The organism is Holospora undulata HU1, from assembly GCF_000388175.3.
Classification (GTDB): Bacteria; Pseudomonadota; Alphaproteobacteria; order Holosporales; family Holosporaceae; genus Holospora; species Holospora undulata_A.
In genome coordinates, this window is record NZ_ARPM03000059.1 from 1 (window position 1) to 10,934 (window position 10,934).

General features: G+C 34.0%; 8 protein-coding genes, 1 tRNA gene and 1 pseudogene. 6 read left to right on the forward strand and 4 right to left on the reverse strand.

Translation table 11 applies throughout. The features are described from left to right. Window positions 1-144: 144 nt before the first annotated feature. Entirely contained in the window at window positions 145-270 is a 126-nt protein-coding gene (locus tag K737_RS11700) for a hypothetical protein (protein ID WP_407636436.1), read from the forward strand. A gap of 808 nt (window positions 271-1,078) precedes the next feature. On the opposite strand, the pseudogene K737_RS10860 reads toward K737_RS11700, so the two are convergent. Continuing rightward, a pseudogene (locus tag K737_RS10860) lies at window positions 1,079-1,512 on the reverse strand (IS5/IS1182 family transposase); the annotation flags it as partial. A gap of 284 nt (window positions 1,513-1,796) precedes the next feature. On the opposite strand from K737_RS10860, the gene infA reads away from it, so the two are divergent. The 4 genes from infA to K737_RS00865 all read left to right on the forward strand — a co-directional run bounded on the left by infA (window position 1,797) and on the right by K737_RS00865 (window position 6,216). Further along, window positions 1,797-2,018, forward strand: coding sequence for a translation initiation factor IF-1 (gene infA, locus K737_RS00850; RefSeq protein ID WP_006288689.1), 222 nt, complete (start codon window positions 1,797-1,799; stop codon window positions 2,016-2,018). A 301-nt stretch (window positions 2,019-2,319) separates the two neighbouring features. Further along, complete coding sequence (locus K737_RS00855) at window positions 2,320-5,055, forward strand: hypothetical protein (protein ID WP_006288690.1); 2,736 nt, start codon at window positions 2,320-2,322, stop codon at window positions 5,053-5,055. A 242-nt stretch (window positions 5,056-5,297) separates the two neighbouring features. Next, window positions 5,298-5,810: an acetyl-CoA carboxylase biotin carboxyl carrier protein gene (locus tag K737_RS06655; RefSeq protein ID WP_006288692.1), complete on the forward strand. Its 513-nt coding sequence runs from the start codon at window positions 5,298-5,300 to the stop codon at window positions 5,808-5,810. Window positions 5,811-6,144: 334 nt separating this feature from the next. Next, a tRNA-Lys gene (locus K737_RS00865) sits at window positions 6,145-6,216 on the forward strand. A 136-nt stretch (window positions 6,217-6,352) separates the two neighbouring features. Here K737_RS00865 and K737_RS06660 read toward each other — a convergent pair. Beyond that, window positions 6,353-7,213, reverse strand: coding sequence for a glucosaminidase domain-containing protein (locus tag K737_RS06660; RefSeq protein ID WP_006288697.1), 861 nt, complete (start codon window positions 7,211-7,213; stop codon window positions 6,353-6,355). Then, a complete protein-coding gene (locus K737_RS00875; RefSeq protein WP_006288699.1) occupies window positions 7,185-7,805 on the reverse strand; it encodes a NifU family protein in 621 nt (206 codons plus the stop codon). Before K737_RS00875 ends, K737_RS06660 begins: the two co-directional genes overlap by 29 nt. Window positions 7,806-8,059: 254 nt before the next feature. On the opposite strand from K737_RS00875, the gene dapE reads away from it, so the two are divergent. After that, on the forward strand, window positions 8,060-9,211 hold the full coding sequence (dapE, locus tag K737_RS00880) for a succinyl-diaminopimelate desuccinylase (protein WP_006288702.1): 1,152 nt from the start codon (window positions 8,060-8,062) through the stop codon (window positions 9,209-9,211). A gap of 70 nt (window positions 9,212-9,281) precedes the next feature. On the opposite strand, the gene mtaB is transcribed toward dapE, so the two are convergent. Next, the gene (mtaB, locus tag K737_RS00885) at window positions 9,282-10,577 is read right to left on the reverse strand and encodes a tRNA (N(6)-L-threonylcarbamoyladenosine(37)-C(2))-methylthiotransferase MtaB (RefSeq protein WP_075260294.1); all 1,296 of its coding nucleotides are present in this window, start codon (window positions 10,575-10,577) and stop codon (window positions 9,282-9,284) included. Window positions 10,578-10,934: the final 357 nt, after the last annotated feature.

Sequence of the window (10,934 nt, forward strand, 5' to 3'; positions counted from 1 at the left end):
AATTGCAATTGGGTTCATATCTGGCTTACAGGGGATTACATCTTGGGTGCTACCAAACCTTCCAAAGGAAAGCGGCAGTGTTATGGATAATGCCATTTTCCATAAAGGGAAAGCAGTGCAAAATATGCTAGAAGATGCCATAGTTTGCTTTATTTTCCTCATTATTCCCCTGATCTCAATCCTATTGAGAAAAAATGGCCCCAAGCCAAACATGTAAGAAGAACATTAACTTGTTCAATTGATCACTTATTTCAATTCCATTTTTCGTAATATTTTTATACTGATTTAGCTGTATCTCATCTAAGCCTGGTTGTATTTGACTTTCTAATAATTTTTTTTAAAGTTTTGTTCCAGTTTTTTTTATGTTTCTTTCATAATCCTTTGCTATTCTCATATGTTTAAAAAAAAGAAACTCCATACATTAATAATGATTTGTTTTTATACGATTATATTTTGAGTGATATTTTATTTTAATTCTTTGTTTATTATATCAGTTGATGCTGTATTCATGGCAAGAACACAAAAAATAATAAAAATTTTTGTTAACATTTTTATATACACGTTGTTTTATATTAACTATTTTGTAAAAATTATGTATTACAAAAATATTGCTGTTAAAAACAAACCTCCTTCGAGAAACATATGTTTTATAGAATGATAGATATTTTAAGATACGAAAAAATAATAAGCTAAAGCGCAGAACATACATTTGAGGAAGAGCGCTGTAATAGCGCGGAATATGATATCCAGAACTACATTGACGTCTTGGGTAAAGCACCTGAAAACTAGAGCTGTAGATAAGTTAAAGTCACCAGCGGAACATAAGAAAAAAAGTCGGCTTAAATGATACAAAGAATGCGAGTAAGAGGTTGGATAGAAGGAGGACAGTCAACTGACCATCAATAAGGGGCAACAAAAAATAGCAGAACTATTCAAATTCACTATCACAAGATCGACGGTACATAGAGAAATAAAAAAACTTGGTTTAGCTTAATAATTCCGCGCCCTCAACATTTTAAACAAAAAGCATAACAGGTAGCCGAGTTTAAAAAAATATAATAGACATCTTCGGAAACTATCATTTAGGTAACTCGATATTTATAAATAGCAAAGATGATGGGGAATCTTAGCCCAAATTTTTTTCGTCTATTTCTATATTCATCTGCTATGATTTTAAATCGCTTAATCATTCCTATGACATTTTCATTGACTCTTATTTTGCTCGCGAGTTCTTGATTTTTCTGCTTACCCCCTTGTGGTAAAGGGGGGCGTACTTTTCTTTTTTGGTAATTCGGATTTGCGATGCATATTTTGTGTCCCTTGATATCTATGCACCATAGTCTAGATTCCTTAAATAGGCACCGTTTTCCTTTAGAAAACCGTACTACTTATCACTTGTTTTATCTGTTTATCACCCACAATTTGCGTCTTTAAGGTGTGTCTTTGCTTTTTACCTGATATTTTTTTCTTGTTATTGCGATTATTCCTTTGCTTGTTTTTTTCCCCTTTTTTTTGGGCTCTACTTTATGTTGCAGTGCGGTCAATTTGTAATGCACCCCACCTGCCCATCTAGTAAGGGGATCTGGTATGATTAGAAAAGTGCGATTTCGAAAAAGATTTCTCGATTTCAATATTTTTTTAAATTATCTCAATCATCTTTTAAAACGCTGAACAAACTTTTGCAGGTGCACTTTTAATGGGGCGATGCGTCTTAGTACCGTTACGGTTTAAGACTACTAGACAAAAGTGATTAATTTCCTTATACTTCCACCCAGTGGTATGCGTGTATTTATGGTATGGCCAAAACAGATATATTAAAGTTTACAGGAGTTGTCTTAGAGTGTTTACCGAATGCGCGTTTTTCTATTCAGTTAGATGGTTCTGATCAAGTAGTCAATGCGTACATTGCTGGGAAAATGCGTACTAATCGTATTATGGTTTCTGTTGGAGACAAAGTGTTAGTTGAATTCAGTCCTCACGATTTGTCTCAGGGAAGAATTCGGTATCGGGAACGTTAACTTTTTTACTTTAGGGTATTTTTCCATTGTAATCAACTGAATTCTTTGAAGTATTTTTTAGAAAGAAAAATAGATAAAAATTTTGTTGCATAGGACAGTTCATTCTAAAAAATCAAACAGTTAAAGTTAATCGGTGTTAAAGGCGATTGTTAAAATCTGACTTTTTAGTTTTGGTATAAAATAAAAACTTTAGATTGATTTTGCACGTTTAAGAAAAGTTTATTATTTGTTTTTTTGGTGTATTGACTATGCTATTTATTTTATAATAACTAGAAGAGTAGGATTATATGTCTGTTTCACTATGAAAAAAAGAGTATCTTTTTGTTGGTTAAGTGTTTTTTGGGGGCTTTTTTTTCAAAGCTCTCTTCAAAATATTTATGGTGTTTATCAAGTTGACGGCACCAGTGTTAAACTAGATGCTGTGAATCGCGCCCTGTCTGATATTCTAAAGGCGACTGATTTTAAATTGGAATCTGTTGAGCGTATTGCAAAAAATGCAAGATACGTTCATTCCTGCTTTGATGACCAAAAATTTTTAAACCGTAATACTTGTGAGGAAAATGAGTTAAAAAACGCGTTTAAGTCTGTTGGTCCAGTTCGCCTTTTCACTGTTCTTTTTAATTTAAGGTGCATTGATCCGAAATTTACTTGTTATGCTTTAAAAACCTTGTGCTCTTCTGACCCTAATATTCTAATAAAAAATTTTATTTGTCTAACAGAGCGTGTTATAAGAAGTCCTAGTGAAAATCTTTTTGATCTTTTAGGAAAAAGTTTAGCCATTTTGGATTATGCTTTTCAAAAAAATTTTGTTAATGGCATTGTTAATAAAAAAATTATTCATAATGCCTTAGATAACTTAGAAAAATCTAGAGAAAATGCATTAAGCAATGCGTTGCTGGCGTTATTGAACTTAAAAGAAGAAAAAGGTTCTTATCGTCTAGTTTACGGGTGCCATGCCTTTAATGCCCTAAAACGTTTTTCTGTAGTAGAAAAATTAAGCGCAAATGCAGATTGTTTTTTTCGAGTTTTTTTTGCGTTACACGATGCGTTCAACCGTATTCAGATAAAGAAAAAACAATGGGCTTTTCCTTTCCGAGGACTTGAGGAATCTGATCTTTTATGCTTGAAGTCTCCTTTAGATGCTTTACTAAAGAATATTGATTTCAAGACTTTAGAAAATATTTTGACTTTTTCACTAAATAAAGGAAGATCTACCCATTATGATCTTCCTTGGTCTATTTTGAGTGCGGATGATCTAAATTTTTCCAACGACTTTTCCAGAGTTTTAAAAATTTTAAATCTAAGAGATGCAGAAAGATTAAGCAATGCTTTAAGTAAGGCCTTTGACGAGGCGACTGATGATCATGAACTTTTGCTCGATGATGGAAATTTCGAAACATTACAAAGAGCGTTAATTCGTAAGATCAAAAATATTGAGTTGTTTTTTGAAAACAGAACGATAACGTTTGCTATTTTTTACGTTAACAAAAACCCTGTTTCTTTCCATTGCTCTAACAGATTACTAAAATTTATTATGGAATCGGTTAATTCTCTTCCTACAGAACACCAAAATTTATTTATCGAAAAAATTTTACCAAAACCTGAAGACGCTCCTAAAAGTTTAGAGCTTTTTTCACACTATTTAAGTCTAACAAAAACTTTTTTTCTCACTCTGCCTGAAGAGTTAAAAAAAAGAGTTCGCTCTAATCTTTCTTGCATATTTGTGAACAAAGAATTTAAATCGTTCTTAGTTTTTAAAGACTTAATCGATCAAGAGCGGTCTGAAAATAAGCTTAGAGATTATGACGATCAATACAAAACATTAAGCAAATATTTAAAATTTTTGAATGATTTACAAAAAAGCGATGATTTGCCAGATAAACAAGCTGCTTTAGATTTTTTTGATAAAAATTTTATAAGAACAAAAGAAGAAGATAGTTTTTCATATTTTTTGTACCTATTGGAAACGTTTTCTCCTGAACATTACATTAAACACTTAAGATCGTTGAACAGTTTTAAAATGAAAAAACTGAACAAAGCTTTAGAAGAAGCAAAAAACGAAAGATCTGGAGAGTTAAAAAAAGAAATGAATGAGCTTGATAAAATTTTTGAAAGCTGCGGGATAGATGTTGAAGAATTCAACTCTGGTCACCTAAAAAGACTAATTGATCGGGATGAAAAGATTGAAATTGATGAGATTTCGAATTTTTTGAAAATCAATGACAACGAAAAATTATCTCAATTGCTTGGAAAAATAGAAAAGTTCTTTTCTTTTTACAAAAATTTTATAGGTTTTTCATCAAAAATAGAATCGATTCCAAAAAATTTTGATTTAGACAATGACATTTTTTATTTTACGAAAAATACTAGGAATTTCAGTGATAAAACGTGTAATGAGTTTATGAACTATTTAAGTACTCATTACGGAGGAATACAAAATATTCATCAAGAGGTTATAGAGGGAGAAAAAATTGTTTCTGATCAGTTAAAATCTTGGTACAAAGTTTTGTTAGGAGAAATCAATCACAGTGTACAAACAGAAAAATTTAAAAAAAATTTAATCCAACAAGAAAAAAGCACCTATGTTCTCAAAACAATTCCGGATCTTTTGAGGAAATATTTTTATTCAAGGTTAAGCTTTGGTATCAATCCACCATTTTTTTTAGACGAAAAAAAATTTCTTGAAGACTATTATTACTGCCCTTCAGAAGAAAACAAAAATATTTTAGATAAGTTTAGAACTTTTTGTTTAAAAATGTTGAATAACGAAAACTTTCCACGTGAAGAACCTTTTATAGACCACAGTGTGCGTTATAATTTTCAAAAAATATTAAAAGATGATTTTGCCGAACACATCAAAACTTATCAAAAATCAGATGAATACATTTGTGAGGTTTCTATGCATCATCCTTATACCCTGTTAGAACGATTTTTTAAAGAGGCGTATTTGTACAGCAAAAGTAGTAAAAAAGGATGCTCTCAGTGGGTAAATGAAGGGGCAAAACTTCTTTTAATGAACATTAATGGGTATGATTAATAAATGATGGGCCAAAAAATACTATTTAATTGAGAAATGGTTTAAATTTAGAAAAAATAGTGCCTTGAGATACCTTAATTGCAGAAAAGTTTTTTTATTGTTTAAAAAATTATTATTTTCTAGAAAAAAGTTGAATTTTTTAAGTTCAACTAAAATAAACCTTAGCAATAAATTACTTTTTGCTCTTGTAAAGTATTTTTTTTTTGTTATAATGAAGCACACATGTGGAAGGTGTATAGTGCATGACAGCTTCATCAAATCAAGAGCTGCGTTTTTTAGACGAAGCAACTTTAAGCGCATTAAAAGAGTTAATAGAATTGCTGGAAAAGTCTTCTTTGAGTTCTGTGCGTTATGAACAAGAGATTTCTGGTGTCCGGCACTCTGTTGAATTATCAAAGAGAGCTAAAGATTCTAAGTTTCTTGGAAATATCGATCCTTCTTCGTTTTGCGGTCCTGAACCTGTAAAGGAACAGATTTTATCTTCTTCAGAGGGCAGTGTAAGGCAGGATACCTTGTATTGGGTAAGATCTCCCTTGGTTGGTACTGCCTATGTGGCATTAAAGCCCGGTGCGGACCCCTTAGTCAAAGCTGGAGATCAGGTAACGGTGGGAACTCCTCTTCTTATCATAGAGGCTATGAAGGTTATGAATATTATAAAGTCTCCGGTTTCTGGGCGAGTAAAAGAGGTTCGATTTGCAGATGGGCATCCAGTAGAATACGATGAGCAGCTTTTAGGAATTGACACGCAAGCTTAGAACAGTTTTTTGTTTTTTAACTGTATCATTGCGATTTTTTTAGGAAAAAAGTAAAGAGCAAGCCTTTGGTTAATCTGTTGGCTTGCTTTTTTTATAGAGGTAAGATTTTAAAAAAATCATCTGAACTTAATTAAGAGAAAAAGTTAAATTATTATAAATTATTATAATTTTATTCAAAGCCATACAAAGTATTCTTTATTTAATAAAAATGAATAGTTCTTAAGCACATTCATTATTTAACACCCTGCTCCACTTTTTATAAAAATTAAGTGAGATAATTCTTCCGCAGATGCTTGACTTTTGATATCAAATATACGATACTGATCATCGAAGAGGGCCTTTAGCTCAGTGGTAGAGCATCTGACTTTTAATCAGAGGGTCGCAGGTTCAAGTCCTGCAAGGCCTACTCTTCTTTTATAGATTTTTTTTATTAATTTTTTATCTTAACGCTTTTGCTTATTCTTTGGAAAAAGGGACGGTCTCTTCATTTTGGAGGGAAGGGTTATGCTTCCTAGTTCAAGAATCAAATTAGTTTTTGGTAATTAAGCAGCGGAAGAAAATAATTCAGAAAAATTTTTGTAGATTTTTTTCCACAGTACTTTTGCAAGGACTTTAACCCCTTCAGAGTGCTTTGCCAGATGAAAACAGTACTGCTTAAAGTCTAAATCTTCCTGACGGAATCTATTGTTCTTTACCATACAGCGATGCATATTTTCCATCATTAAATCAAAAACAGAAAGTCGATATTTTTTTACGATATACTGGATGATTTTGGGGTACCCGGGATCTTGACAGTAGCTATAAAGTTCTTTCACTAAAATACACCCAAGAAGCTCTTGATTTCTCTCTCTCATCATTCGGCGTATTGCGCGAAAATTCTTATATCCTTTGTGCGTATTAAGTGTCCTTACATACGCTTGAACACTGCGCTCTGGAGTGCTGTATTGATAGCACTCTTTTCCCTTTGTCATCCCAAAATAAGCATTTTTTTTAAGACATCCCAGAGATTTTCCCCAGCCACATTCTTGTATACTTTGGGCAACGGCCATAGAAATAGGGATAACATCTATGCGATCAACCAAATACCTCCAATCAGATACTTTATAATATTCACAAGCTTTTCTCAGAAACTTTTTTTCTTGAGGAGTCAAAAATTTTTTCTGGTGCTTTTTTTTCATAACATTCAACAAAGCCATTCGAGTGTGTAAAATGCGGTAATTTTCTTTCCAAACCCTTAAACACATCAAGCGAATAAATTTTTTTTTTCTATAAGAAAGATTTTGTTTTTTTTCCCACGCACGGTAAGTGCTTTCAATGTCTTTGCAGAGTTTTTTTTCAGAATTTGCAAACAGTGGAGCCAAAAATATTCCTATACTAATCAGAATAATAAAACGATGTATCATCTAATATCTCCTCTACACTTTGAACTTCTGGAATGTAATGCTTAAGCAAGTTTTCAATTCCGTAAGTTAATGTTTCTTTTGAGTGAGGGCACCCAGAGCACGCTCCTTCTAAACGTACATAAACAATTCCTCGTTCCATGTCCATAGAATGAAACTGAATAATCCCCCCGTCTGCTTCTACATTAGGACGCACTCTGGTTGCAATTAATGCCTCAATTTCTTCTATAATGCTTTGTTCATCTTGTGTATAACAGGGAGGCTCTTTTGTGGTTATTTTCTCCAAAGCACAAGATGAGGTCAGTTCCTTTAGGGGAAAATCTGTTCTGTGATGATTTAGGATACACATAACTATACTTTGTAAGAGACCCCAAGGAGTTTCCTCGTCTTTGGTAATAGTCATAAAATCTGGAGCTAAAAAAATATGCTGAATTCCAGGAAGCTCAAAGATTTGCCTTAATACAGGGATGTGTTGAGCTTCTTGTTTGGAAAAAAACGAGATATATTCTCCTGTGGTTACTCCCAAAGGAATAACAAATTTAACGGACAAAGGATTAGGAGTTTCTTGTATTTTTATATCGCCATATCCTAACATTAATCAAACTTGTGATTATTAAAAATAACTTAAGGAAATCATAATACATCGATCACTTTTTGTCAAGTTTTTCGTTTTTTTTAAAACAAATTTCTATAAAATATAATATATAATATCTGTTTTTGTAATGCTGTTAAAATAATCTCAAAAGCAAATCAATTTTTTATTAATATTTTTTTTTAATGAATTGTTGACCTAAAAGAAAAAAATGATTATGTTCAAACAGTAGAATAAAAATTTTTGCGTAACTATTTATGCTTTTTTCTTTGGATGCTTCCCCCCTTACTATGGCATGCCAGCTTGTTAGTTGTGCAAGCGTCACCCCAAGCGATGGAGGAATTTTTGATGAGCTTATAGAATTATTTAGAGCTTCTACAGAACAAATTTTTTGTCTTCAATGGCAAGACACTAAAAATCTTTATATACGTTGGGGAACCAAGGCGCCTCACTTATGTTTTGCAGGACATGTCGATGTGGTTCCCCCTGGCCCTCAAGCTCAGTGGTCTTTTCCTGCTTTTCATCCCACTCACTCACAAGGGTGGATATACGGTAGAGGCATTGCAGATATGAAAGGAGCCATCGGATGTTTTTTACACAGCTTATGGAACCACCTAAAAACTTCCCCTCAAAATGGTTCCTATAGCATCTTGCTTACTAGTGATGAAGAAGGGCCAGGAGTGAATGGAATTCAAAAAATGATCCCTTGGCTTCAAGAAAAGCAAGAAAAAATTGACCACATCCTGATTGGGGAACCTACGGGAAATTTTGTAGGAGAGGTATTGCAAATTGGTCGAAGGGGAAGCATCACAGGAACATTAACCTATCCAGGTATTCAAGGTCACATTGCCTATCCGGACCTGTGTGATAATCCTATGCCCCGTTTCGTTCAGTGTCTTTTTGAGCTTGTTTCGAAAACTTTAGATGAAGGAGACGAAAATTTTGAATCCTCAAGATTTAATCTGATCGGGATAGAGCCTCCAGCGATAGCAATGAACGTGTCTCCTTCTTACGCAAAGGCTCAATTTGGAATTCGGTTTAACCCTTATCAAAATTTTGATTCTGTTTCTAATTATATTCACCATGTTTGTAAAAAGCACGGAAATTCCTACGTTCTTGACCTTACATTGCACGGATCCAGCTTTTTAACACAAGATGTGCTGTGGATAGAATGCGCTTCTAACGCTATCAGTCATGTTACTGGATTGAAGCCAAAATATACAACAAGGGGAGGAACGACAGATGGACGATTCTTAAAAAATTTAGCGCCAGTTTTAGAAATTGGAATGCCAGAAGCTACTATCCATCAAATCGATGAACGTGTGAAAGTAAGCGACTTTCACGACCTTTCTTCTATTTATACACGACTTTTGCAAGAATATGATAAAACGTATTCAAAGCGTTTATAGATCTAAAAAGCACTTCCAAAAAATGTTAAAGCTCCAAATTCCTTAAAATCGGTTTTGCCTTTTTATTCTTTTAACATATCACGCCTTTCCATCCTTTTTCAGTGCATTCAACCATGCGCACTTGTTGAATGCTTTGACGTAATCCTAAATCTGAATCTAAGACAACGCGAATAAAATCGTTAGTGTACCCAAAGGCTCCCTCTTCAATTAAAACAGATTGAATAGTGTTCAGCTTTTTTTTAAGCATTTCTTGGAATAAACGCTGATTTTCTTGACGCAAATGTTTGGCTCGCGCTTTAATTTCAGATTTTGGAAGATGACCATCTAACTTGCTTGCCAAAGTACCTGGACGAGGTGAAAAAGGAAAAATGTGACAGATTCCAAGCTTTGCCTCTTTCATAAAAGATAAAGTTTCTTCAAACATCAATTCTGTTTCCCCCGGAAATCCAGTAATAAAATCGGCAGTAAGATTAATTTCTGGACGAAACTGACGAATACGATGACAAAAATCTAAAGCTTGTTCTGGCGTGTGACGACGCTGCATGCGCTTTAAAATACAAGAGCTCCCAGACTGAAAGCTTAAGTGGAGATGGGGCAACATTCTTTCATCTTGAGCCAACACCTCAAACAAAGGTTCATCTATTTCAATGGAATCCAAGGAAGATAAGCGTAATCGTTTAAGTTCTGGAACTTGCATTAAAACTCTTTTAACCATGCGCCCTAAAGACATAGATCCAGGAAGGTCTTTACCGTAAGCAGTAAGATCTACCCCTGTTAACACAATTTCTTGAGTTTCGCAGCAAAGTAACTTTCGAATCTGTTGTACCACAATTCCCAAAGGGACACTGCGGCTTCGCCCTCTAGCTTTTGGAATATTACAAAAAGCACACCGATGGTCACATCCATTTTGCACTTGAAGAAAAGCGCGGATTTTTCCCTTAAAATGATCAAGAATAGGAAAATCTTCTTGAATGGTGCGTTCTAATGGTCCAACAGACACACGATAAGGAAAATCTTGAATAAAACTTTCTTTTTTTAATTTTCCATCATTTCCGATAACGCGATTAACCTCTGGCATGGCAGCAAAAGATTCAGGATTAAGCTGAACCGCACACCCAGTGGCGATAATGTAAGCATCTGGATTGTTTGCTCTAGCGCTACGTAAAGCTTGATGAGATTGGCGCTCTGCTTCTTTTGTTACTGCACAAGTATTAACAATGATAGCATTCTTCAGGCCGCCTTGAATTGCCAGATCTTCCATGACATGAGATTCGTGAATATTTAACCGACACCCTAAAGTAAAAACTTGAATCCGTGAATCTTCTTTGCGCTTAACATCTGTTTTTGTTTTTTTTTCTAGTTCCATCGCGTAAAAAAATAAGTACTCAAAGAGTATACAGAAAAGCGCAACATATTGTCTAGGGCTGGTCATCATATACTCATGCTGAATGAAATGTTTACAAGTTTAATAATTTTTCTTATGCAAAAATTTCTGAAATAAGATAGTGCTGCGTTAAGAACGCAGCATCGGAAAGAAAAGAACCGACACACAGCAGATTAGGATTAAGGCAGTTTTGTTGACAAGGGGGGGAGCTATCGTCAAATGGCTAAGGCTCTTCTGATTGACGATCAGTCGTTATGTCGGAACTTATCGCACATTTGGAAAGCCATAACGTATATAAAAGTAAGCGATATCTGCGCTTATGTTCTTGAGGCAAGACGT